The 25895-nt window shown below is 32.5% G+C and carries 23 protein-coding genes; 17 read left to right on the top strand and 6 right to left on the bottom strand.

Annotated features, from left to right (window positions below; all coding sequences use genetic code 11):
• Positions 1-165: 165 nt before the first annotated feature.
• The gene (locus BJL90_RS05145) at positions 166-1137 is read right to left on the bottom strand and encodes an ATP-binding protein (RefSeq protein WP_070964922.1); all 972 of its coding nucleotides are present in this window, start codon (positions 1135-1137) and stop codon (positions 166-168) included.
• A 12-nt stretch (positions 1138-1149) separates the two neighbouring features.
• Positions 1150-2232: a DnaD domain protein gene (locus tag BJL90_RS05140; protein WP_070964919.1), complete on the bottom strand. Its 1083-nt coding sequence runs from the start codon at positions 2230-2232 to the stop codon at positions 1150-1152.
• Between the two features lie 254 nt (positions 2233-2486).
• Between BJL90_RS05140 and BJL90_RS05135 the strand changes: the two genes are divergently transcribed.
• Positions 2487-3968, top strand: a complete 1482-nt coding sequence (locus tag BJL90_RS05135) for a M1 family metallopeptidase (protein ID WP_236905072.1) — start codon at positions 2487-2489, stop codon at positions 3966-3968.
• A 216-nt stretch (positions 3969-4184) separates the two neighbouring features.
• Positions 4185-5579, top strand: coding sequence for a M23 family metallopeptidase (locus BJL90_RS05130; RefSeq protein WP_070964913.1), 1395 nt, complete (start codon positions 4185-4187; stop codon positions 5577-5579).
• A 28-nt stretch (positions 5580-5607) separates the two neighbouring features.
• Here BJL90_RS05130 and BJL90_RS05125 read toward each other — a convergent pair whose 3' ends face one another.
• Positions 5608-6900 carry a S8 family peptidase gene (locus BJL90_RS05125; protein ID WP_070964910.1) on the bottom strand — a complete coding sequence of 431 codons (1293 nt, stop codon included), beginning with the start codon at positions 6898-6900 and terminating at the stop codon, positions 5608-5610.
• A 263-nt stretch (positions 6901-7163) separates the two neighbouring features.
• Between BJL90_RS05125 and BJL90_RS05120 the strand changes: the two genes are divergently transcribed.
• From BJL90_RS05120 to BJL90_RS05070, 11 genes are all read left to right on the top strand, one after another.
• A complete protein-coding gene (locus BJL90_RS05120) occupies positions 7164-7967 on the top strand; it encodes a peptidase MA family metallohydrolase (protein ID WP_070964908.1) in 804 nt (267 codons plus the stop codon).
• Positions 7968-8110: 143 nt separating this feature from the next.
• Complete coding sequence (gene yycF, locus BJL90_RS05115) at positions 8111-8800, top strand: response regulator YycF (RefSeq protein WP_070964905.1); 690 nt, start codon at positions 8111-8113, stop codon at positions 8798-8800.
• Between the two features lies 1 nt (position 8801).
• Entirely contained in the window at positions 8802-10604 is a 1803-nt protein-coding gene (locus BJL90_RS05110; RefSeq protein ID WP_070964902.1) for an ATP-binding protein, read from the top strand.
• 114 nt (positions 10605-10718) lie between these two features.
• Positions 10719-11228 (top strand): hypothetical protein, encoded by a 510-nt coding sequence (locus BJL90_RS05105; protein WP_070964900.1) that lies wholly within the window; start codon positions 10719-10721, stop codon positions 11226-11228.
• A 20-nt stretch (positions 11229-11248) separates the two neighbouring features.
• Positions 11249-12664 (top strand): two-component system activity regulator YycH, encoded by a 1416-nt coding sequence (gene yycH, locus BJL90_RS05100; protein ID WP_070964897.1) that lies wholly within the window; start codon positions 11249-11251, stop codon positions 12662-12664.
• 15 nt (positions 12665-12679) lie between these two features.
• Positions 12680-13555, top strand: coding sequence for a two-component system regulatory protein YycI (yycI, locus tag BJL90_RS05095; protein ID WP_070964894.1), 876 nt, complete (start codon positions 12680-12682; stop codon positions 13553-13555).
• Positions 13556-13823: 268 nt separating this feature from the next.
• A complete protein-coding gene (locus tag BJL90_RS05090) occupies positions 13824-15077 on the top strand; it encodes a UDP-N-acetylglucosamine 1-carboxyvinyltransferase (protein WP_070964886.1) in 1254 nt (417 codons plus the stop codon).
• 40 nt (positions 15078-15117) lie between these two features.
• Positions 15118-15918 carry an MBL fold metallo-hydrolase gene (locus BJL90_RS05085; protein WP_070964883.1) on the top strand — a complete coding sequence of 267 codons (801 nt, stop codon included), beginning with the start codon at positions 15118-15120 and terminating at the stop codon, positions 15916-15918.
• 12 nt (positions 15919-15930) lie between these two features.
• Positions 15931-17157, top strand: coding sequence for a serine protease HtrA (gene htrA, locus BJL90_RS05080; protein ID WP_081562222.1), 1227 nt, complete (start codon positions 15931-15933; stop codon positions 17155-17157).
• 220 nt (positions 17158-17377) lie between these two features.
• A complete protein-coding gene (locus tag BJL90_RS05075) occupies positions 17378-17545 on the top strand; it encodes a CxxH/CxxC protein (RefSeq protein WP_070964880.1) in 168 nt (55 codons plus the stop codon).
• A gap of 129 nt (positions 17546-17674) precedes the next feature.
• A complete protein-coding gene (locus tag BJL90_RS05070) occupies positions 17675-18220 on the top strand; it encodes a phosphatase PAP2 family protein (RefSeq protein ID WP_070964878.1) in 546 nt (181 codons plus the stop codon).
• 333 nt (positions 18221-18553) lie between these two features.
• Here the strand turns inward: BJL90_RS05070 and BJL90_RS22690 are convergent, their stop codons facing one another.
• Both BJL90_RS22690 and BJL90_RS22305 read right to left on the bottom strand, forming a co-directional pair.
• Positions 18554-18661: a transposase gene (locus BJL90_RS22690; protein ID WP_236905025.1), complete on the bottom strand. Its 108-nt coding sequence runs from the start codon at positions 18659-18661 to the stop codon at positions 18554-18556.
• Positions 18662-18766: 105 nt separating this feature from the next.
• Entirely contained in the window at positions 18767-18925 is a 159-nt protein-coding gene (locus BJL90_RS22305) for a ribbon-helix-helix domain-containing protein (protein WP_169824191.1), read from the bottom strand.
• A gap of 100 nt (positions 18926-19025) precedes the next feature.
• On the opposite strand from BJL90_RS22305, the gene BJL90_RS05065 reads away from it, so the two are divergent.
• Together BJL90_RS05065 and rlmH are read left to right on the top strand one after the other, a co-directional pair.
• Positions 19026-19508 carry an IS200/IS605 family accessory protein TnpB-related protein gene (locus tag BJL90_RS05065; RefSeq protein ID WP_236905024.1) on the top strand — a complete coding sequence of 161 codons (483 nt, stop codon included), beginning with the start codon at positions 19026-19028 and terminating at the stop codon, positions 19506-19508.
• 92 nt (positions 19509-19600) lie between these two features.
• The gene (gene rlmH, locus BJL90_RS05060) at positions 19601-20080 is read left to right on the top strand and encodes a 23S rRNA (pseudouridine(1915)-N(3))-methyltransferase RlmH (RefSeq protein ID WP_070964875.1); all 480 of its coding nucleotides are present in this window, start codon (positions 19601-19603) and stop codon (positions 20078-20080) included.
• Between the two features lie 370 nt (positions 20081-20450).
• Here the strand turns inward: rlmH and BJL90_RS05055 are convergent, their stop codons facing one another.
• Positions 20451-22400, bottom strand: a complete 1950-nt coding sequence (locus tag BJL90_RS05055; RefSeq protein ID WP_070964872.1) for an RNA-directed DNA polymerase — start codon at positions 22398-22400, stop codon at positions 20451-20453.
• Positions 22401-22634: 234 nt separating this feature from the next.
• Between BJL90_RS05055 and drt3a the strand changes: the two genes are divergently transcribed.
• Both drt3a and BJL90_RS05045 read left to right on the top strand, forming a co-directional pair.
• A complete protein-coding gene (gene drt3a / locus BJL90_RS05050; RefSeq protein ID WP_070964869.1) occupies positions 22635-23939 on the top strand; it encodes an antiviral reverse transcriptase Drt3a in 1305 nt (434 codons plus the stop codon).
• Between the two features lie 209 nt (positions 23940-24148).
• A complete protein-coding gene (locus tag BJL90_RS05045; protein WP_156778709.1) occupies positions 24149-25684 on the top strand; it encodes a P-loop ATPase, Sll1717 family in 1536 nt (511 codons plus the stop codon).
• Positions 25685-25895 lie beyond the last annotated feature (211 nt).

Here is a 25895-nt window from a genome sequence, read left to right as displayed (position 1 = left end):
ATCTTATAGTAATGTCCGTAAATCCTCCACTGTTTATCTCAGAGGCTTTACGGACTATTTTTATAACAATAAGTGCTTATGCAAAACTTAAATGTACTTTTAATATCCTATAGTAGAAGGCGTAAAGAGAGAGAATTGAGAAATACCTTAATGATCGTTTGAAGATTATTCCCAACGTAAATCTTTACCATAGAACTTTAGTATGGTGTATTTTGAGAAGAGCCGAGAGGAAATCCTATCATCATATCGATCTATAACTTCCTTGGGCGTTAAGTTGGTGGAAATAAGAGTTTTTTTATTCGCCAAAAGACGACTGTTGATAATATTAAAAAGTTCGCTATTTGTAAAGGTATTGGTCATTTCTGTACCTAAATCGTCGATAATAAGAAGATCTGCTTCAAACAAAAGTTGTACCTTTTCTTTATCAGTAGCATTATGGAATCGAAGCTCTTCTAGTATTTCTAAGATTTTAAAGGCTGTTTGGTAGACAACGACCTTGCCCTTATCTAATAGGGCCTTTGCAATGCAGTTGGCTAAAAAAGTTTTCCCTAAACCTGTAGCACCATAGAAGAGGAGGTTTTCTTCATTATCTTCGTCAAAGTTAAAAACAAATCCTTCGCAGATGTTTAAAACATGAAGCATATTCTCTTTAGGAGATTGTTGGTGACCTTCAAAGGCTTCTTCACTAAACAAAGAAATATTAAAGGTATGAAAATTTTCTTTTTCTAATACCTTTGTAAGGTTTGACATGGCATAGGTATAGTTAATAAGTTGTTGCTTAAAACAGGTACATTTATCCCCGGAAGTCAAAAATCCCGTATCTTTACAATGTTTACAGTGAAATTGATCTTGCAGATATTCTAAGGGGATGTTGTTTTCTGTTAAAAGAATTGCTTTTTCCTGTTTTAATTTCTCTAAGGTAGTTTTCAATTCAAGAAGTACCGTCTCCGGATTTTTAGGTTCATTGATCAATATTTTAGATAAAGAAATTGCTGCTTTTTTTATTTCTTCATCTACTTTTTTAATCTCCGGTACTTTGTAATACACTTCTTGAAGACGATTTTCTTTTTCTTGTTGATTATGATCTCTTTTTCTTTCATATTGTTTTAAAATATCCTTAATAAATTGGTTCTTCACAAAGATTCACCTCTATTGTTTGTTTTTAGAACGATTTAACAATAGTTCTTCTAGTTCCTTAGCATCATACCTTGATCCCCTGCTTTCTGATAAATGAAACTTGGTTTTTATTTTATGTTGTGGTTTAGGGGAGGAAATGGGCAAAGGTTCTTTTTTCTGCTCTTTCTGCTTTTCTTTTTCTATATCAAGATCATCTACTTTTTTAATACCCTTTTTATGCCAATCTGATAAAATGCTATCAATATAATTAATGTTAGGATTCGATGTCTTACTGCAATTTTCACAAGCCTTCAGTATAATGTCTATACTGAATAGATGGTTATCTACCCACTTATCCATGATTTTCATTTCGGCTTCTGAAGGTTCCCTGTACATAAAACCCATGGCTTTAAATACACGGTCGTAGAGGCTATATCTTTCCCCTTGCTTTGAAAGATGCTCCTGAAGTTGTTCTACAGTTGTGATATTTTGGTCATACCAGTTTCTGATAACCCCTGCCACATACTTTACATTCCGTACATTTTTTTTATGGCGACAGTAACTATAGGCTTTAATAACGAGAGGAGGATCAATATTATATTGATGAAACCATTCTAATATTTGCATTTTTTCATTAGGAACGAGAGAGCGGTTAATAATCTTGTTGATTTCTATAAACATTTGCTTAATCTCAGGAACCTTATTGGCTTCTATAAGTTCTCTTGTAGAACAGCTATAAGAGGTTGGCTCTACATCTTCTTGACTTAAAGCTTGAAGGGACTTATAGTTGTTGTCTATATATAGTTGTTTTAGGTTAAGAAACTCTACTGAGTAATCCCATTCATCTTCTGAGGATATAGGGATTTTCTTAATAATCTTTTTGCTTTCCCAAAAATCCCAGGCGGCTAATACGTCAGATAAAGGTATATTTAAGTTTTTAGCGATATTTGTGTTATTTATGCTTTTGTTTATATCTCCATCGCAGGCATACTTATAGCCTAGTAGGTAGACTTTTACAAAGGTACCATTGGCGATTGGCATATAGACATCGATAAAAATATTTTCTATAGGGGTATCTCCTAAATCTATAGAAGTTGTGGTTTTTATAAAACCCATTATCATCACTCCAAAAATTTTTCTTGCTAAAGCTATTATACCATATTTATGATAAATTTTCTTTTAGGCACTAAAGGTCTTATTTCTTAACTGAAATAAATTTACGCCTAAGATAACATTATATAGGAACACTTATAAAAAGCAAGATGTAATTATCAGTATAACAATAGGTGGATTTTTGTAATAAAATCGCGAATCTAAAATAAAATTTTAGTAGCTTATCAAGTCTTGAATTAGGAGGTAAAAAGTTGAAGGTGAATAGAAAGTTTAAATTACTCATCTTAGTATTTAGTGTGTTGTTTTTTACCGTATCTCTGCATTACGCGTGGGATACTAGACAAGCACAAAAAGTTACGAGTTCTTATGGTAAAGAAGAAAAATTAACGGAGTATACAATGGCAGCAGAATTGATAGAAGAAAATATGATGATAGCTTGTAGTCAAGAAGTTATTTATAGGAATCAACAAGAAGGGGAACTTGCGGATATTTATTTTCACCTTTATCCAAATGCCTTTAAGCAGGAAGAATTTGTTCCCTTTGAAGAAAAAGAGATGAAAAGAGCTTATCCCAATGGATTTAATCCAGGGTACATAGAAATAGTGAGTATAAAAGAAGGAAAAAAAAATATTGACTATAAAGTTATGGGGGAAGCATCCACGATCTTAAGAATAACCCCTAGAAAACCTTTGAAGCCAGGAGATACATTGCATTTTTCTATAGACTTTATAGTAAAGCTTCCAAATACTGTGGGTAGGATGGGTTACGGAGAAAATACTATTAATATTACCAATTGGTTTCCTATCGCAGCGGTATATGATGAAAAAGGATGGAATCTAGACCCTTATTACGCCATAGGGGATCCTTTTTATAGTGAAGTGGCTAAATACAATGTTACGATGTCTATACCAAAAGACTATAAAATGGCCACAACAGGAGAAATTATAAGAAAACAAGAAAAAAGAGAAAAAAACATTTATAAGATAGAGGCTAGTTTCGTGAGAAATTTTGTGATGATTTTAAGCAAGTCTTTTGAAATAGAAGAAGAGAATTTAAATGATACAAAAATTATCTCTTATTCTATTAATGGACACAGAGGAGAAGAGGCACTACAGTATGGAGTAGATGCTGTAAAAATATTTAATCAGCTTTTTGGCTTGTACCCTTACAAACAACTTTCTATTGTAGCTAGTGATTTTTTTATAGGAGGAATGGAATATCCTAATGTTGTTATGATCAGTCAAGAACTATATGAAATGGAAGAAAACTTTCCTTTGGAATATGTAATAGCCCATGAAGTAGCTCATCAGTGGTGGTATGGTATTGTAGGGAATAATGAAATCAGAGAGCCTTGGCTAGATGAAGCTTTGACAGAATATACAACTTTAATGTATTTTGAACAAAAATATGGGCACCATATAAAAGATCAAATTTTTGAAAAAATGATTAAGGCACAATACGAAAACTATATAGATTTTGAATCAGATAAAGGGGAAGGGATTCTGAGAAGTCTCAAGGAATTTGATAGTTCATGGCAATACAGCAGTATTGTCTATAGTAAGGGTGCCATGTTTATCAAAGAACTAAGAGACCACATGGGGGATGAGGCATTTTTTAAAGCGCTAAGGGAATATTTTGAAACCTTTAAATTTAAAAACGCTACCACAGAAGGCTTCTATACTATTTGTAAAAAAAATACGCAGAAGGATTTAAGTGACTTATTCAACCAATGGTTATAAATTAAGTATAAAACTTTGATAAATTGTAATAATATTCTACAAAAAAGGCTATAATACTAAAAAAATAGCTCAAAGAACATAAGTTCGGGGTTGTGTAACAGCAAAATATTAGTATATAATAGTAAAGGATATTTTTACAATAATATTACAAAAGTATAAACAAATGATGAAACTATCCTGTTACACAGGATTCGACCCACGAGAGGAGATCTCAGGATGGAAATTTACCAAAGAATTGTAAGTATTTGTGAAAAAACAAGGCATCGTGCTGAAAATTTACTTAAAAATAAAGTCGATAAAAAAGCTGCTACATATACGGTAATTATATGCACTATCATCGCTATAGGGTTTATGCTGACTGCAGGAAAGGCTTACGAGGCACAATTAAATGGTAAGGTATTAGCTGTTGTAAAGCATCAAGATGAATTTACTGAAGCTATAGAGGATGTAAAAAAAGAAGTTCAAACCTTATATGGCCATGAATTTCTTGTTCCAAACGATATTGAATGGGTAGAAACGAAAGCTAAAAAACAAGCATTGACAGATAAGGAAGCTATTATCAATAACATAAAAAGGCTGCTGGACATGAAGGTAAAGGCAATTGCTATCGTCATTGATGGAACAGAGGTAGCTTTTGTGAGAGATGAATTAACTGCCGATGCTATCTTAGGGGAAGTAAAGAACCTATTTGCTGATAAAGAGATGGAATATAATTATATCGGATTTAATGAAAAGGTAGAGCTTAAAGAAGTTGGCGTAAACCTTGCAGATGTTAAAAACAAAGAAGAAGTTTTTCAACTGATGACAAAAGGTACGGATGAAGTAAAAAGTCATGAAGTGGCTTCTGGAGAAAGCGCTTGGATTATAGCACAGCGATATAACCTGTCAATAGAAGATATTGCTGCAGCGAATCCTAATATTAATCCAGAGCGTCTTCAAATCGGTCAAGAAATCAGTTTGGTTGTGCCGAAACCCTATGTAACAGTAGTAACAAAGGAATACATTGAATTAGTAGAAACCATTCCCTTTGAAACAGAACATGTAGAGACAGAATCTCTTTATAAAGGGGATAAGAAGATTACTGTACAGGGAGAAGAAGGCAAGAAAGAGATCAAGGGTTATTTGGTAAAAGAAAATGGTGTTTTTACCCAGCAAGAGATCATAGAAGAGATTATCTTACAAGAGCCTACTACAAGGGTAATAGCGGAGGGTGTAAAGGAAAGACCAGCTACCGTCGCCACAGGAAGCTTTATACGACCAACGAGAGGTACTTTAACCTCTGGTTTTGGGACACGATGGGGAAGAAGGCATGAAGGCATTGATATTGGTGCATCTACTGGAACTCCTATAACATCTGCTGATGCAGGAAGGGTTTCTTTTGCAGGAATGCAAGGAGCTTACGGAAATCTTGTGATTATAGATCATGAAAATGGATATCAAACTTATTATGCTCATGCCAGTAAGCTTTTAGTAAAAAAAGGTGACAGAGTGTTTAAAGGACAGGAAATTGCTAAGGTAGGAAGCACTGGAAGAAGTACAGGACCTCATTTGCATTTTGAGGTAAGAAAAAACGGTGTACCTACTAATCCATTACAGTTTGTAAAATATTAAGCGACCTCGCAAGGTCGCTTTTCTTCGTTTATAAGATCAAAATCAATATCACAATTAGGATCACAAAAAACCAGCCGTCAAATATGGAAAATATGCCTTTTGAGCTTTGCTGTCTATCTTGAGGTACTTTTCTTGGCGGTTGAGGGGATATATTTGATCTATTCATGATGTCTTTAATATCTAATAAACCTGCCCCTTGAACTTCTGAGCCATAACCTAGATTTACGCAGCTTTCTGTCATCATTCTTTTAACCTGTGCTGGGGTAAGATTACCATTGTTTTCATATAGTAAAGCAGCACAGCCAGCTACAATAGGAGTAGCCATAGAAGTTCCTGATAAGCTGTGATAACCATTACCTTTATTACTTAAAGAGTTAATATTTACACCAGGGGCCAAAATATCTGGTTTCTTTAAGCCATCTGGTGTAGGACCTCTACTGGAAAAGTCAGCGATTTTACAATCACTTGGGATCTTTGCAGTACGATCATTGCATGCTCCTACTGCAATCGTGTTAGGACTAATAGCAGGAGAATTAATAGTAGAAGCTTCAGGACCACTATTTCCAGCAGCTACAACCACTGTAATACCATGACTTGCAGCTTTATCAACAGCCTGGCATAAAGGATCTTCTCTATAGGAAACCTTGGCTTTAGTACCTAGCGATAACGTCATTACTTTAATATTATACCGCTGTTTATTATCAATGACCCATTGTATACCAGCAATGACATCGGAAATATTACCTCCTCCATCTTTGTTCAATACTTTAACGCCGACAATGTTGGCATCAGGAGCAATACCCATGTACTTTCCCTGAGAGGAAAATCCATTTCCGGCAACAATTCCTGCCACATGGGTACCATGGCCATCGTCATCGTAAGGCGTTGTTTTTTTATCCACAAAATCTACAAACCCTATGATACGATTATTAGGCGTGGTTAAATCACTATGGGGGTGTACCCCGGTATCTACTACAGCTACTGTAACACCTTTACCCGTAAGGCCATGCTCGTTGGCATAGTCTGAAGCTACTGTAACTGAGGCCACATCCATTAACTTAAATACCATATCATCAAAATGAACCTTATTGATGGTTTTCTCCCTAGCAACACTTCTTACGCCAACAGGAGGAATATAGGCAGCTACAGCGTTAATGATAGGTAGTTTATGTTTAACAACTCCACCCAGCTCTTTGATACATTTTTCTAAATCCTCACATTCACAGGCATCTCCAGTGATAATAACAGGGATGTGTTCTCCATTAGAATTTATTAACCTTTCAATGACAAGATCTTCCACAATATTTGAATAACTAAACACACTATGTCCCCCTTTAACCTATTAATAAAAATATAAACGTAACCAGCTACTTTGGCTAAATGCATATCTTCAGTAGAAAAGAAAATATTCTTTCTATACTAAGCTATGCAAACAACTAAAAAAAGTGATAGTCTAAAGCAATGAAATACCATTAATTCTCAAGGGTAAGTCCATAGGATTTTACAGGCCTTTATGGTATAATAGAAGGGCAGCTTACCCCGCAAGTACGTTTGTTAGAATGTCTAGAAATAGGGGGGATAGGTATGACTCGTGTAGAAAAAAAGAAAAATCTTTCTATAAAATTTTTAGTTTTTTGTATAGCTTTGTTAGGAATAGGATTTTTATCCTATCTTCAACAACAAAATAATATAACAACTGCTTTTCGTCCTATGCTGAGAAATGTTGAAAATAAAGTAATCTCCTATAGAACCCGTAGCTATGATTTTATTACCACAGACCATTTCATTATTCGATATGACGATGGTATCCATCAGGAGGTTGTAGATTTAGTAGCAATGACAGCGGAAGATAAATATGCAGAAGTTATAAAGGCTTTTGAATATAAACTTGAAGAAAAAGTGATGATCGTATTATATGATGATGTGGAAGCTCTCATGAACATAACGATGTTGGGAAGGGGAATACCTCCAATGGGTGTTTATTATGGGAATAGTATTCATCTTTTAAACCCAAGTCACTGGATAAAAGATGATGAAGATATGGAAGCAACTTTTTACTTTGAAGGACCTTTATTGCATGAATTAGTGCACCTATTTACTGACCATGTTGGAAAGGGAAATTTTCCAGTTTGGTTTACGGAAGGTGTAAGTCTTTATTTTGAGTATAGGGTGGATGGTTACGAATGGGGTAAAGAAGTTGTAGAATTAGATTATACAATAGAAATGCTGAGGGATGAATTTTATGCATTGGATGAATACCTGGCATATACCCAGTCTTTTAGAATCGTGCGAAATTTTGTAGAAAACCATGGAGAAGAAGCTTTAATAGAGGTCATAAAATCTTTAGGTGAAGGAAAACATTTACAAAATTTCATCCACTTGTTTTGATGACTGCAATAGCGGAGGGCATAAATTCTCCGCTATTATGCATGGGCTAGATTTTTTCCGTACATGCATGTAAAATTTTTGCAGGAAAAAAAAGAAAGAAGTAGAAGTTAATAACATTATAATACTGTGTAGGGGGATTTAGTATGGAGGCAAAAATATTAATCGTAGAAGACGAGAAACCGATAGCAGACATTTTAAAATATAATCTAGAGAAGGAAGGTTACAAGATTGAAATAGCCTATGATGGAGAGGAAGCTTTACATAAAGTAACGCAAAAAAATCCGGATCTTATTTTATTAGATGTTATGCTTCCAAAACTAGATGGCTTCCAAGTATGCAGAAAGATTAGGGAATGTTTTTCAACACCAATATTGATGTTAACGGCTAAAGAGGAAGAAGTAGATAAGGTGCTGGGCTTAGAGATGGGAGCAGATGATTATGTAACAAAACCCTTTAGCATGAGGGAGTTATTAGCTAGGGTTAAGGCGAATCTAAGACGCAAAGACACAAAGATTGGTGAAAAAAACAACGCAATCATTACATCAGGGGGATTAGTGATTGATTTTAATAAATACGAGGTAAAAAAAGATAATCTTGTGGTGGAATTAACTTCAAGAGAATTTGAGCTTTTAAAGTTTTTATCTATGCAATCAGAGCAGGTGTTTTCTAGGGAACAGCTTTTAAAAGAGGTATGGGGGTATGAATACTACGGAGATATAAGAACGGTGGATGTGACGATAAGAAGACTCAGAGAAAAGGTGGAAGATTATGCTAGTAGTCCTAAGTATATACTGACGAAAAGAGGAGTGGGTTATTACTTTAGGAGGGCATAACATGTTTAAAAGTATAAGGTTCAAATCGATTACGATATATTTTTTATTAGTATTTATTGCAATGGTGATTGTAGGTGTTTTTATTATACAACAGTTTGAACAGTATCACTTAGGGGTTGTTAGGGGAAATCTTACGCAAATAGCGAATAGTGTCATGAAAACATTGGAGGAAATAGATTGGCAGAATAATAAGGAGGAAATACAAAAAAATATTGCTCCCTATGAAAAAATGGGCATGGAAATTTATGTAATAGAAAAAAACAATGATTTTACGATTATTTCTAGTACCAATTTATCTTACTGGAATCAAAATGCTATGTATATACTAGAATCTGATTTGATATTAGCAGCATTTCATGGAGAAATTAAGGAGAGCGATATTGTATCGCAGCAAGAAGGACAGAGAAGTTCAAAAAATATGGTATTTCCCTTGTATGATGAACATAGCCGTATTACAGGAATTATTTATCTACGACAAAACCTTGAAGATATCTATAATACGTTAGATCAGTCAAAATTTATTATAACAAGAGCAACCATATTAGCACTACTGATTACCATTATATTGGGCTATTTTATAGCTAAGAGCATCACAGGGCCTATTAACGATGTAACTATCAAGGCAGAAAAAATGGCAAAAGGAGACTTCGATCAGGTAGTAGAGGTAAAGTCTGATGATGAAATAGGACAACTTGCTAATATGTTTAATCATTTAACCGCCCGTTTAAAGGCTGTACTGCAAGAAATATCTAATGAAAAGAAAAAAATGGATACAATTATTAACAATATGGCAGACGGATTAATAGCGACTACTGCAGAAGGTAAAATTATTCATGCGAATCCAGTGGCTATAGAAATGTTAAAGATAGATGGAAAAACTTTGAAGAAAAAAAGCTTCGATGAAGTTTTTTTACCCTTAAATAATAAATTAACGTTAAATTACTTAAGTACGCAGGAAAAATGGTATGGTAACGAAATCATTGATATGCAAGAAGGCGTAAAGCTTAGGGCAAAATATGCCCCGATTATAAGAGAAGATGATTACTTAGAAGGAATTGTTGTATTACTACAGGATGTTACAGAGTATGAAAAATTAGAAAATATGAGAAAAGAATTTGTTGCAAATGTATCTCATGAACTAAAAACTCCTTTAACAACCATTAAAAGTTATACAGAGACATTATTAGATGGGGCAATGGAGGATAAGGGCTTAGCAACACAGTTTTTGGGGGTCGTAGTAAGTGAAGCTGATCGTATGACGAGGTTGGTACAGGACTTATTACAATTATCTAATTTGGATTATAAGCAAGGGAAGTGGAACAAAAAGGAAATCAATATAAATGATATTGTAAAAAGTGCGGTACTAAAACTAGAGGTTTCAGCCAAAAATAAAAGACAACACTTTGTGCATACCAGTTACGATGATGAGATCTATGTGTTTGCTGATAAGGATAAAATGGAACAAGTGCTTTTAAATATTCTTAGTAATGCCATTAAATATACTGCAGAAGAGGGAAAAATAGAAGTACAGGTTCAACTAAAAAGTAGTTATGTTCAAATCATTATCAGAGATAATGGCATTGGTATACCTAAAGAAGACTTACCAAGAATTTTTGAAAGATTTTATCGTGTAGATAAGGCTCGTTCAAGAGAAATGGGAGGTACAGGATTAGGTTTGTCTATTGCAAAACAAATCATAGAGGCGCATAAAGGTGCTATAGAAATTTTTAGTGAAGAAAAAAAACAAGGTACAAGGGTTGTGATTACTTTACCAACAACAAATGAGGGTTTAGCATTGAATTAAGCCTGCTTAGGAAAAAATATGTAATTTATTTTTAATTTCCATGTAATATGATTGTAATATAAATTTTGTATAATAATTATGAACACATTTAGCTGCTTGACAGGAGGTGTCCATATGATAAAAAAGTTACTCATCAGTACAGTGGTACTTTTAATAATTGGTGGATCTGGTGCCGTAGTTTATGGTAATCCTACAGATGCATCAACTACACAGGAGACAAAAGTAGAGCAAGAAACCTTAAAAGTCTTAACGCCTAATAGAGCTGTTGTGACCAGTGATAAAAATATGGTTTTATCCTTTACTGCTCCTGAAGGTACAACTGTAACAATAGACGTATACTACAATGCTAGTGTAGCCACTAGCAAGCAAAATTACGTTGCTGCTTATGATCCTATTGAAGTAAAAATAGGTGCTTTGCAAAGGGGTTGGGCAGAAGTGGAACTGAGAAAAGGACTAAATAAAATAGACTTTACTGCAGTTTACAAAGATGGTGGCGAAGATACTATAAGTCGTACCGTAGAGGTAAAGGATATGAATGATGTAAAAAAACAAGTAGAAGAAAGTATTGCTAGCACATCTTCTACTGAGAGATTAAAGAGTATTGTGAATACAGAAAATGAGTAATGGTTTTTGGAGTGATTATAATGAATAGGGAACAAACAAAAACCCTTATATTAGCCATGTTGATTATAATGAGCATTGTATTCACTCAAAAAATATGGTTTTATTCTCCTATAAAAATACTACAATCAGAAGCTTCATTTAAAGAACAACAAACAGCAAAAATCATAGAAACCCGCAACCAGCTAATTGTACCAGAAAGAGCTGAAGTTAGTTTTGGAAATAGCTATTATACCACGATCTCTTCTGATATAGAAAAGATTTGGGAAGCTAGTAAAAATATTTTGTCTCAGTACTTCACGGAAGAGGTAGAAGTGATTCCTATCACTTTAGAAAAATACAAAGAAAATAGCAGACTGAAGTCTGTAGAATTGGAGTTTGGAAAAAATATACCTTCCGTTTTAGTGGCTTCTATTTTTGATACAGTAGATAATAAAATTGTTAATGGTATTAAGGAAATTAGAAAAATTTTAATACCTAGTTTGAACAGAGGCGTTATTTATATAATTGGTAAGGATAACAATGTTTTTGAGGTTAGAACACAAGCCTATCAGGAAAGTAGACAACTATTTAATTTTTTAGATGAACTCCAAAGCATGAATTATATAAGATATTATCCTCTATTTATTGATGTAGAAAACCCTACCTTGATGCCTCTGAGCTACGAGAATCCTATCCCTGAAATTTTTGTAGAAAGCCAAATAGATGTCACGAATGAAACCATGATTACTGAAAAGGTGAAGAGCTTTTTTGATGACAATCTAGATTTTGTCAAAACCATAAAAGAAACCAGCGGGGCCATTGTATTTATGTATGGATATGGAGAGAAGGGTGTTCGAATTAATAGTAGAGGTCGACTAGAGTATAGTGAAGAAATAGGTTCTATCTCTAGCAGTAACGTGATGACCGCTTTGGATACTGCTATTGAGTTTATATTGCAACAGGAGAGAGACTTTCCAGAGGGGGCATATCTGAAAGAAATTAGGCAAGACAACAAAGGGTATTACCTTGGGTTTGGTTATAGGATGAATGGATTGCCAGTTGCCTTTCATAGTAATAATATAGTACATCCCATAGAAGTAGAGGTTTATGGTAATAAAGTAAGGTATTATCGAACTTTTATCAGAAGAAAGATGAATTTTCCCGACGCTCCAATAAAGGGTAACGTATTATTACCTCAACAGATTATTGAAGAACATATTGATTTATTAAAGAACAATTATTTAAAGGATAATAATATAGAAGAACAAAGGGATGATAAGGAAATACTGAGCTACATAGAGAGAAATATCACAAAAGTTGAGATTCTTTACTATGATACGGTAGAAAACAATAGAAATCAATTATTGGAACCTGCGTGGAGAATCAAAATAGCTGAAAGAGAATACTACTTTAATACTTATGACGGTGAATTACTATATAGTGGCCTTGTAAATTAACGGCGGTGAAATATTATGGACTGGTCAAAGGCAAAAAATGCATTGATTGTTGCCTTTATTTTAACAAATATCTTCCTTGTTTATCATATACAAAAAGATATGTTTAATAAAGGGGACCTTCAGATCATCAGTGATACCTACATAAAAAATGCAGAAAGTTATTTAGTAGACAACGGATTAAAGTTGGCTATAGAAATTCCTAGAGAAATTATTTCACTACCGGTGTTGATGGTAAAATATAAAGTTTTTGATCCTTATGAATTAGCTAAAAACTTTCTAGGGGAAAACTTCGAGGTGCTGGAGGAAAATATCTATAGAGCAGGGAATAAACAACTGCAAATTATTAGCAACAAAAAGTTTATTTATAAAAATGTTGTTGAAGAAGAAAACTATGCCCTTGCCGAAGAAGCGGCTATTGACATAAGCAATCAATTTCTCCAACAGCACAACTTTCTTCAGCATGGTTTAGTATTAAAACAGATATACTTTGGTGTTGTTGAAGATTTTGGAGAGATGCCCCTATATAAACTAGTATATCATCAAACCTATAAAAATAGGTTTTTAGGTGAAAGTTATATTCATGTTTATGTTAGGCATAAAGAAGTTGTAGGAATAGAAGCTATGCTGCTGGAGCAAGAAAATGTTTATGGTCAAAAGAAAAGAGTGATACCAGCAACAGAAGCTCTTCTAAGAAAAATGAATGAAATTTTACAGGATAATGTATATGATAAAAATATCACAGTAAAAGAAATGGAAATAGGATACTATTTTAACCCTGCAGATTTCAACTTTGCTACATGGGATACCATTATATCTGGAACGGCTTTCCCAGCGTGGAAAATTGTGCTAGATAATGGAAAAACCTATTATGTAGACGCTTTAAAAGATTAAAATTAAACAAAAAAATAAAGGGTTTTTATAAAAAAGGTAGAAAAGGTATTATTAGTGCTTTTTCTGCTTTTTTGTTGATAAGGCCATTAACTATATTTTCCATAGTAAAGGTTCTTATCAAATTCCTCTAAGAATGCTATAATGGATAACAGTTGAAAATATTTTGGCTTTATAAGACAAGAAAATAACAAAATTTATTGAATGAGATAGAATAAGTAGTTAAAATATACTTAGAAGGTGGTGACCACTGACGTTTGTCAGAAGCTCTATGGAAAAATTAATCATTGAAGGCGGGAAGAAACTACAGGGAAAAGTTGAAGTTAGTGGTTTTAAAAATGCAGCAGTAGCAATTATACCTGCAACAGTATTAGCGGCGGATGTTTGTACTATAGAAAACCTGCCAAACATTAGTGATGTCGAGATATTGTCGAAACTGCTAGTAGATTTAGGAGCAAAAGTTGTAAAAAAAGAGCCAAGAACTTTAGAAATTGATACTAGAGAAGTAAGTAACTGTTTTATAGACTATGAATCCGCCAAAGATTTAAGGGCGTCTTACTACTTTTTAGGAGCTGCTTTGGGGCGTTTTAAAAAAGCAAGAGTCGTATACCCAGGAGGGTGTTGTATAGGTAACAGGCCTATAGATCAACATGTTAAAGGATTTGAAGCAATGGGAGCGAAGGTTCATATTGAGCACGGCATTATTTCTGTAGAAGCTGAAAAGCTAGTAGGAGCAGAGATTTATTTAGACGTGGCTAGTGTTGGCGCTACTATTAATATTATGTTAGCAGCTACCATGGCAGAGGGTGTGACGGTTATTGAGAATGCTGCAAAGGAACCGCACATAGTAGATGTTGCCAATTTTTTAAATTGTATGGGAGCAAAGGTTCGAGGGGCTGGTACCGATACAATTAAAATACAAGGTGTAAAAAGGCTAGGAGGTTGCCAGCATAGTGTTATACCGGATCAGATAGAAGCAGGGACCTATATGATTGCTGCTGCTGCTACGGGAGGAGACGTGTTGATAAATAACGTTATTCCTAAACATTTGGAAGCCATTACTGCAAAACTGAGGGAGATGGGAGTAGAGGTAATAGAAAACGGAGAATCTCTTCGTGTCAGAGCAATGCACCCTTTAAAAAATGTTAATATAAAAACATTGGTTTATCCTGGATTTCCTACAGATTTACAACAGCCTATGAGCAGTTTGCTAACAATTGCAAAAGGTACAGGTGTTATAACAGAAACCATTTTTGAAGGAAGATTTAAGCATGTGGACGAATTAAAAAGAATGGGAGCGAATATAAAGGTTGAAGGAAGAGTGGCGATTATTCAGGGCGTAAAAAAATTGATGGGAGCAAAGGTTGCAGCTTCCGACTTAAGGGCTGGAGCAGCTTTGATCGTAGCAGCCTTAATGGCAGAGGGTGAGACAGAAATTGAAAATGTTCATTATATCTACAGAGGGTATGATCAAATTTGCGAGAAATTTACAACATTGGGCGCTAAAATAAGCAAGACATATTAATACACACCTTTTAGGTGTGTATTGCGTTGGAGGCATTTTTATGAAAACTCATTTTTGTTCGTTAGCAAGTGGAAGTAGCGGAAATTGTCACTTCTTTACAAATGGGGAAGACTATCTGTTGATAGATGCAGGACTAAGTGGAAAGCAAATTCAAAGTCGGTTACAGGAAACTGGTTTTGATCCAAAAAAGTTAACAGGGATTTTAGTAAGTCATGAACATAATGATCATATTTGTGGGGTAGGGATATTGTCTAGAAGGTTTAATCTTCCTATTTATGCTAACGAGGCCACTTGGAAAGCTATGGAGGGGAAAATAGGAAACATTGTAGCAGAAAACATAAAAGTTTTCCAAACAGAAGAGACGTTTTGTATAGGAAGCTTAAGGATTTTAGCTTATAGTATTTCTCATGATGCAGCAGAACCAGTAGGCTTTACTTTGGAAAGCGACCATGCAAAGATCAGTGTTGCTACTGATTTAGGTTTTATAAATAAGGGTATAATAGATAAAATAAAGGATTCTCATTTGGTAGTGTTGGAGGCTAATCATGATGAGGATATGTTGAAGGCAGGAAAGTATCCTTATTACTTAAAACGAAGAATATTATCGGATATTGGACACTTGTCTAATGAGGCGGCAGGAAACGCTATTGTAGACCTAGTAAAAAAGAATGTAAAAACTGTTTTGTTGGCCCATCTGAGCAAAGAAAATAACTTCCCTGAGCTAGCAATGGTAACGATAAAAAATATACTAGAAAGTCATAGAATTAATATGGGGGAAGATATTTGTATAGATTTAGCCCATAGAGATAAAATAAGTGGTGTTTATGCTTTTGGAGGATAAGGAGGGAGATTAATGAATTTCTATGATGATCAACACAAAGAATCAAATGAAAATAATGAGATAAGTAATCAAGACTTTTTAGAGAAGACGAATGTATTCCCTAAGGAAGAATTTAGACAAGCCCCGCCCCCACCGCCAAGATATCCTAAACCAAAGAAAGCTTCTAAGCTAAAATATTTTATTGTAGCATTGATGGGAGCTGTTTTGGGGAGTGCTATTTCTTTAGCGGTTACCTATATGTATTTGCCGGAGATATTACAACAGGGGGGTACGATTAACTTACCAGCACCCAATGTTACGATAGAACCTCAGCAGGATCTTACAGTATATACAGCAGTAGCAGAAAAAGCAATGCCTTCAGTGGTGGGTATTACAACAGTAACACTACAAAGAGATGTTTTCTTTGGCACAAGAAGAGCATCTGGTTTAGGTACTGGGGTTATTGTAGATGCGAGAGGATATATTTTGACCAACTCTCATGTAGTGGGGGATGGGGATGTAGAGGAAGTAATGGTACTTTTACATGATGGGACTAGACTGCCAGCGGAGGTTCTTTGGTATGAAAGAACACTAGATTTAGCTATTATTAAAGTAGAAGGTGGAAACTTAACACCTGCAGAACTAGGTAATAGTGATGAATTAAAGGTAGGGGAAATTGCAGTAGCTATTGGAAATCCTCTAGGTTTAAACTTTGAAAGAACTTTAACACAGGGAGTCATAAGTGGATTGAATCGTAGTATTCCCTTAGGCCAAGGACAGACAATAGAAGATTTGATCCAGACAGATGCTTCTATTAACCCTGGTAATAGTGGAGGACCCCTATTGAATGCACTAGGACAGGTTATTGGAATCAACACTGCTAAAATCCAAACTGGTGAAGGTCTAGGCTTTGCCATACCGATTAATACAGCAAAACCCATTGTAGACCAATTTATAGAAAAAGGTGAATTTACAAGAGTGCTTCTAGGTATTCGAGGCATTAATGCTGATGCTTTTGAAGGCTTTACTGGAACAAGGTTAGCAGTAGAGACCGGTGTATATGTGGTGGAGATAGAAGCTAATTCTGTGGCAGAAAGATATGACTTAAGACCAGGAGATGTAGTCATTGGTATAGGAGAACATAAAGTAGAAACCATGGGACATTTAATTCGAGAACTCTATCGTTATCGTCCAGGGGATGCTACTACAATACAAATTGTGAGAAACGAAAGAGAAATGGAAATAGAAGTAGTATTATAAAAGCACCCCCATCTTAGCAGAGGATAGTAATCCGAACCTAGGCTTGGGGTGTTTCACGTGGAAAAGCTATAAATTCATTGTAATTATACATATTTTGGTATATAATGAGTAAAACTGAAGGTTAAGCAACGGATAAAAGGGTATATAATGTATGAACTAAATAAAATAAACAAATACTATATTTAACAATATAGCTACTTGAAAAGATGGAGTGAAAAAAATGTATGTTGTATGCAATCAACATTTAGATAACGCTATAGACGAGTTTGTGGAGGTATATGAGCAACCACCAGATCTATATGAGCTGGAGGCAGTGTCTTTTACAGATTGGGCTGCTCCCAAAACCTGTGATTTTTGTGATCATGTTCCAAAATATTTAATCGTCTAAATGGAAAAAGCTTTTATTAAAACAAACCATGTTTCAATAATAGAGGCTTTTTTTGTTATGAAAAAAATTGTTGTATAGTTTGTAATAAATTAAAGAAGGAGATTTAGGGATAAGCAAAGGGGGAATTTGATGAAACTAGATTTAAAGATTATAGAGTTTGTATATCAACATTTGCAGAATCCAACATTTCAAGTATTTATGGTGATATTATCTAGGTTAGGAGATAAGGGTTTATTGTGGTTAGTGATCTCTATAGGATTGATTATTAGCAAAAAGCACAGAAACATTGGTTATATGAGTCTTTCTTCAATACTATTAGGATTTATTGTTGGAGAGGTCATTTTAAAAAATCTGATTCAAAGAGCAAGGCCTTTTCTAGTATTAGACAATATTATCTTAAGCATAGCTGCACCACAATCTTTTTCATTTCCTTCAGTACATACACTGATCGCTTTTGCGGCAACAGGCGTTATTGTAAAGAAAATAGAAAATAGATTTCTTAAAATAGGATTAATAGCATTGGCTACGTTGATGGCTTTTTCTAGAATATACCTTATGGTTCACTATCCTACGGATATTTTGGGAGGTGTTATTCTTGGAGTCATAATAGCCTTTGTTGTTTATAAAGTGTTTAGCTGGAGAGAAACAAGAAAAAAGGCTGAAATGTATAAGTAGTCCTAAAGATGTGATAAGCAGATGCAAAGTAGAAAAACTATGGACTTGGTTGAAGGATTTCAAAAATAGCAAAGAAGAAGATAGTGAGTTCGTTTCAGCAAGCTGAAACATCGGGGAATCAGGTGGAGAATCTACTCCACCTGATTTAAAAATCCCACCTACGCTAACGCTTAGAGGTGGGAGTCTTTACCCCAAAATCAAAATAAAGTTGTTTTTGATATGTAAAAAATTAACAGCAGTAATTTATAAAAGATGCCCGAAAACCTCCGTTGTTTATATCGGAGGATGAAAGGGCATAAAATCAAGGTGGTTCGATGCCACCTTGATTTTATACTACACGAACTTCTGATTCTGAATATACTTTTGAATTATTTCAGCACTTACAGTTCCAGCAGTACCGATATAATATCCCCTGCTCCATAATCCACTACCCCATAACAATGACATATCACCTTAAAGCATTTTGACAACTGGTATTCTAGTTGGTCTTTAAAAATATTGTGTCGATACTTGGGACAGAAAATGATAGGGTAATTGATATTCTATCTACTGTGACTTGTCGTCTTGGTTTTTGTGTTTTTCAATGACATACTTCATACCTTCTTCGATTAAGTCATTAGCATTTGTTTTTAATTTGATAGCCAATATTTTAATTTCAGTATATAAATCTTCGTCTATTGTGGTATTAATATTTTTTCTTGCCACTTTTAACACCTCCTACAAGCTAATTTTAACACATAGTTGACTATGTAGCAATAATATGTTAAAACAAACACATAGATAAAAATGTTAAGGAGGTGAGAAAATGATTAATTCTTTAAGAAGATATAGAAATAACTATGTTAATGATTATCTTCATAAAACAAGTAAAAATATTATTGATAAAGCAATAGAACATAAAGTAAAGAAAATAGTTATAGGTAAAATTAAAGGCATTAAGCAAGATATGAATTACAATAAGTCCTTTGTTCAAATACCTATACAAAGACTTACTGAATTAATAAAATACAAGGCTGAACTACAAGGCATTGAAGTTAAATTTAAAGAAGAAAGCTATACAAGTGGTTGTAGTGCCTTGGATTTAAAGCCAATAGATAAAAACTACTATAATAAGACCCGCAGAGTAGTTAGAGGGTTATTCAAATCAAGCTTTGGATTAGTCAATAGTGACGTGAATGGCTCGTTAAATATATTAAGAAAAGAAGAAAAATGTATTCCTGAAATAGTGCAAGCTATGAGGGATAAAGGGAGTGTGTCCTCCCCGTTGAGAGTAAGGGTTGCCTGTTGAGGTGGAAACTTAAATATCAAACCTCTCATGAAGCCACCGTTGCTTGTCTCGGTGGTAGTTCACACATTAAAAAATATAGGGAAGTGTTATGCTTGAATATTGCAGTTATTAGCGTAGGAAAAATAAAAGAAAAATACTTGAAGTTAGGAATTGATGAGTATAGTAAGCGATTATCTAGATACTGTAAACTGAACTTTATAGAAGTAGCAGACGAAAAAGCACCAGAAAATTTAAGTTTAGCAGAAGAAGAAAATGTAAAAAACAAAGAAGGAGAAAACATCATAAAAAACATTAAAGAAGGCATGTATGTAGTGGTTCTTGACTTAAAGGGAAAAATGCTTGCTTCTGAAGAATTAGCACAAAAACTACAGGACTTAGGCATACAGGGAAATAGTAGCATTGCCTTTGTGATAGGAGGATCTCTTGGTCTTTCAAAATCAGTCATAGACAGGGCCGATTACCGCTTATGTTTTTCTCCCATGACTTTCCCTCATCAATTGATGAAACTTATTTTGTTAGAGCAGGTTTATAGGGGGTTTCGGATTATTAAGGGTGAACCTTATCATAAGTAACGGCGGTTTTTTGATTGGAACTATTGTAAATACTGATGTGTAGAATGTGTATATATAAGTATACTTTAAGTATTGTCTTATATGAAGTAAGGAAAAGTAGGTTATAGCCTAGGGTATGATTATTTGGGTTATGATACGGTTTCAAGACCGTATCATAACCTAAATATAAATAATTAAAAAGTAGAAGCAAGGGATAACCAAAATAATTAAAAGTCAATACAAAAGAACTTTACGGAACAAAAACAACAGCACTTTAAAGGAATGGTCATTCTTATAAATGAGAAGTCAGAAATAGCTTCTCGCTATTTGGAGGAAAAAGATTAAACATATGTAAAGATTATATGATGTAACTACAATATCGATATATTATCTATTCATAAACATTTATTACCTTATATTTTTTTGCAAAGACTTCTTTAGTAATATCTTCATAACTAGCATCCCAGTTCATAAAAGGCTTATCAAAGTTATCGATATAGCCTAAAAATATATTATATAACTCCATACCTCTACTATCTTTAGATTTAGAAAGTTTTCTTTTTATTTTATTAATGGCATCAAGATTTTGATTGTTAAGGATTCCGGAGGAGTAGAAATCATGAATAATATAAAAAAAGTCAGATAATAGTGCCTTGTCAAATTTATCAAAACTTGACTGATTACTTGCTTTACCACTATTTAAGTTATATTTGTTTTTCATTTCATAAATAGTATCTGCTATGATATTATTTATTATTTTCCGAGCACAATTGTAGTTAATAGTATCACTAGATTTTTTTATAATATAATATGTTATCACAGATAAGCTAAAGTAGTCTCTATATTTACCTAAGCATTGTACAATAAATTGTTCAGGTAGATGGTTTAAATTGAATGTTAATACGATAATAAAATTATGTAGTTCAGTAAACTTATCTAAATTATACTTTAATGTATTATAAATTTTCTTAAATAATAGATCGTCTATAGAAAGATTATTCATATCAGCAGCTCTTTGTAACATTAAAATTATCCTACTTATTCTTATTACATTCTCTGTACCAATATAATGGTTTAAAATATATATTAGCAGATCAAGAAGTTTTGAAAAATTATATTCAATAATATCTATTTCTTTTGTCTTTGTAATCTCTTCAATCACTAAAGTGAGCTTTCTTTCAATTGCACTTAATATATATGAGATAATATACCTTTTATGAGTTTCATATTCAACAACGACTAATCTAACGTTTTCAAAAAATTTGTCATAAGGATATCTTTTTTTGCTTACTTCATCTTTTCTAAAATAGTCAAAGAATATATTTAATTCATTTTTTACCTTAGAAATCCAAAGCTGATTCCTTAGGAAGGGTTTTACCTCATACATTCTTTTTTTGTTGTTAATAGTCATTTTATAGTCTAAACATAATTTGCTAATTGTTTTTTCTATAGTGCAGCCAACATTATTATCATTAAAGAAAATAAATATATCATCAATAAATCTAACTATTTCATAATCCTTTCTAAATATGATGTCTTGTTTATCTAATTCTTGATACACTAAATTATCAATTCTTACAAGTATAAATTCTGCTAAAGTTCTTGAAAATTCAGGACCTATAACTATACCGTTAGTTTCATTATAATTTATTGTCTGAGCAACTTTATCAAGAAGTGCAGAAAACCTATATTTGCTAGAAATATAATTTTTAGCAATATCCCTATCTCCCAAGTAAGCCCAGTCAAGTGAGTGCGTATATATACTATTAAAACATTCTTGATAATCTAGTTTTATTAAGTAAGTATACTTCATTTCTAAATCTTTCATTTTGTAAGATTTATAAAAATCAGTTATTTTTGAAAATCTATTTAAGACGAAATAATTCTTAACAAATTCTTCTATTTCACTTCCCAAATCTTCTTCACTTGAGTTTAACATCCATTTTAGTTCTTGCTTATATTTGTCAGGGGCGTTATTGAAGATATCATTTATCGATATTGGTGTTCTTACAGAGTAAATAACATTTTGTTGGAAGTAATCTACTATATGCTCATCATAGATTTCAATAAACTTTGTTATCTGTAACTGGGCATATGGATGAAGTAAACTCATCTTTCTAATTTCATTTTCATTCTTAGCTATAAAAAATTGTAATGGAATTGAATATTGGAAAAAACGATCATATTCTTTTTCTTTGCTATCTTTACTATCTTTACTAATCTCTAGCCCCTTCCATAGGCTTAGGTTCGAAGTAATAAAAGCATATAATCTCCTATTAGAAAAAATAAGTGGAAGTTCATTAGGTAAAGTATCTGTTAGTAAAAAAACATGTTTATCCATTTTTATCACATCCTATGTGGAAAATATTACACATATATTATATAATATTTATGTAGGTCTAGTACATATAAAAAGTAAAGTATATAGTTATGATCCTCTAGTGATTTCTGCAGATAACTATAAGACTTTACGTATATAAGTTCTATATGGAACACCTGACTATGTCGGCAATACACAAGATAGATTTTTATGGACTAGACCTATACTTATTATATGTAAAAGTGGTGTAATTTTATGAATACAAGATTAGATAAAGATACTTTAAAAAATTATTTTAATTATTTGAAACCAAAATTGAAAACAGGTGTCGATAAAGTTACTTTATCAAATTTTGAAAGGCACCTAGATGATAATCTTGATGTTGTTTGCAGGAAAGTCGCAAATAATTCATATGAATTTTCACGGCTCAAACAAGTAAATGCAGGAAATAGAATTGTTTATATTCCAACTATTAGGGATCAAATTGTTATAGAGTACTTAAAAGATAGAATCAAGAAAAAGTACAAGCTATATATAAAAGATAGAAATAAAATTATTAAGAGTTTAGCAAACCTTTTATCAGAAGAAATAGATTATTTTATAATAAAACTCGATATTAATAAGTTTTTTTCATCTGTTAATACTGAGGAATTATTAAAAAAAATTGAAAAAAGCTCATTACTTAATTCAGTTGAATATCATATTTTATATAATTTATTGAAAAAAACTCCTTCTGGATTACCAGAAGGGTTATCTATTAGTAATTATCTCTCTGAGTTATATCTAGAAAGTTTTGACATTAAATTAAAGAAGGTACATTCTAGAGTTGCCTTTTACTCTAGGTATGTAGACGACATTATAATCGTAATAAATGGAAGACCTTCCGACAGGGAAAAAGAAAATATTAAGCATCTCATTGAAGAAACATTTAATAGTTTAAACCTAAAAAAGAACGAATCAAAAACTAAATATATTGATTATGAAATTAATAAAAATAGTAAATCATTTGATTATCTAGGATATAAGCTCCAAAGAACTTATGATGCTAAAAAAAACAATCTTAATATTGGAATTTCTGATAATAAACTAACAAAAATTTTTAATAAAATAAACTATATATTTTATGAGTATTATAAAGATAGAAATTTTGAAAAATTATATGAGAGACTATTAATTTTAACAAGTAAAAATAAAATTCAGAAAACTAAAACATATATAAAAAAAGATTTTTCAGTTGGATATATGCTATATTCTGTTACTTATGGATTACCAGAGAATTATAAATATGTAAATGACAATAGTTTTGATAAAGTTACAAAATTTATAAAAAGGAAAATATATAAGTTATATCCAATAGTTATAAAGAATAATAACCGAAGAATGCTGTACTCAGTATCAGTATGTAATCCAAATAGAGTTATTATTTATTCATGCATACCCTTTACAAATCTAAGAAAAAAAGTATATGAAATAAGCAAACCAATACCATATTCAACTATTCTGAGGATGTCAAAAAGAGAATTATTAGAAAAGTATTTTAAAATAGTAAATCTAAATTAATACAAAATTTTTTGGTGCCTATATTAAGATGAACATATTATAAATGGCACGAAGTTTTGTATAACTAAGTATCATTTCATGTATACAACAAAATAAGTGCTTGGCAACAGCTAACAGGGGGTCTTTGCTACAGTATTTGCTATAGTGACATATTAAGAATAATTAACATAAATTTTTAAAAGGGGGATACTATGAGTTACAATAAACTTATGAATAATATCGGATTTGATGCAGATCCATTTGCTAAAACAAATGCAGATGATGAAGAACGATTACGAATGTATTTTATTGAGCCACCTTTCTATAACGCTGTTTATGGTAATCCAGATGAAGCTGATTCTAAGATAGTATTTGCTCCTAGAGGTAGTGGTAAAACTGCTTTAAAAAAAATGATTGAAAATAAAAGTCAAGAAGATAATTTATTATGTATAAGTTATAATAACTTCGATATTGGTAAACTTAAGTTACAAGAAATTGATATGGATTACCATTTAATTAATATAATAAGATTAATAGTTGTAGCACTAATAACCTCAATAGAAGAAAAGGGGTTGTCTAAGCTTTCAGAAACCGACAGACACTACTTGTATTTATTTGTTAAAAATTATTTATCGGACATTGAACAAATAGAGTTGGAGTCTTCAATAGATTCTGTAAAAAACTTCTCAGATAAGGCCAAAGAATGGTGGAATAAGTTTCTTGGGCCTATAGGAATAGTTATCAATGTTTTATTAACTAGAATTGGCATTGATAAAGTAGAAATTGAAAAATTTGATAGACAAGGTGGTAGCTTGGGAAGACCTCAATACCAACTACAAATACTTCAAAGATTATCGAGTAAAATTGGACATAATAGTATCTATGTACTGATTGACAGGGTAGATGAATATTCCTTTACTGGTAATGCAACGAACTCATATAAATTTATAAAGGACTTATTGACAAATCTTAATATTTTAGAGATAAAAGGAATAGGATTCAAATTCTTTTTATGGGATTTGATTTTAGAAGATTATCAGATTGAGGCTAGGCCCGATAGAATAAAATACTACAATTTAAGTTGGAAAAAGAATCAACTTAAAAGTATGTTATCAGAACGCTTAAAAGCATATAGTGACAAAAAAATAAAATCATTAGAAGATATATGTGAGTTTGAAGTAAATAATAATTCAGGCCTAGGTATTGATGATATAATTATTTTGTTATCACAAGGTTCTCCAAGAAATATAATAAGAATCTGTAAAGAGATATTAGATCAACAAAGTGAAATTAATTACTCTCATAATAAAATAACTAAGGAGGCATTTGTAAAAGGTATAGAAGTATTCTCCAAAAATTATACACATGAGAGTATTGACGAAAGAGTAATAAATGACCTAATAAAAGTAAATAGATTAGATTTTACTGTAAGATATATATATAATGATGTATTTAAATTTACTCAGCAGGCTGGAATCAGCAAAGTAAAGATATGGCAAGACAGTGGAATTATAGAGAAAATAGGCACAATACAAGATACAATAGGTGCAAAACCAAGTAATTTATACATTATTAAAAGTCTATTAGTGGGTAAATATATATTTTCTAACTTAGATATTTTTGAGTTCATAGAAACCAAAACTTATAAATGTAAGCAGTGTGGCGAAATGCTGTTTAGAGATTGGGATATTAATAATAAGAGCATATGTAGTAATTGTCAAGTAGATGTTGAAAAATATAAAAGCCAGATAAGTTTTTTTGACTAAAATAGATATTGAATAAAACTTATGAATTTATTCTCATAAAAACAAATAATAAATCTAATCCTATATAAGCAGTCTTAGGATTATTCTCCTAAGACTGAAATTGTTTTTAACTTTACAAACTGTGAAGAGTTTACCTACTATCCTAATAAACAAACCGCCGTTATCACCGTTACCGAGAACCTTATCATAAGTAACGGCGGTTTTTTGATAG

Origin of the sequence: Clostridium formicaceticum (assembly GCF_001854185.1) — a bacterium.
GTDB classification, from domain to species: Bacteria; Bacillota; Clostridia; order Peptostreptococcales; family Natronincolaceae; genus Andreesenella; species Andreesenella formicacetica.
This window is presented reverse-complemented; position numbering and strand designations above follow the sequence as displayed.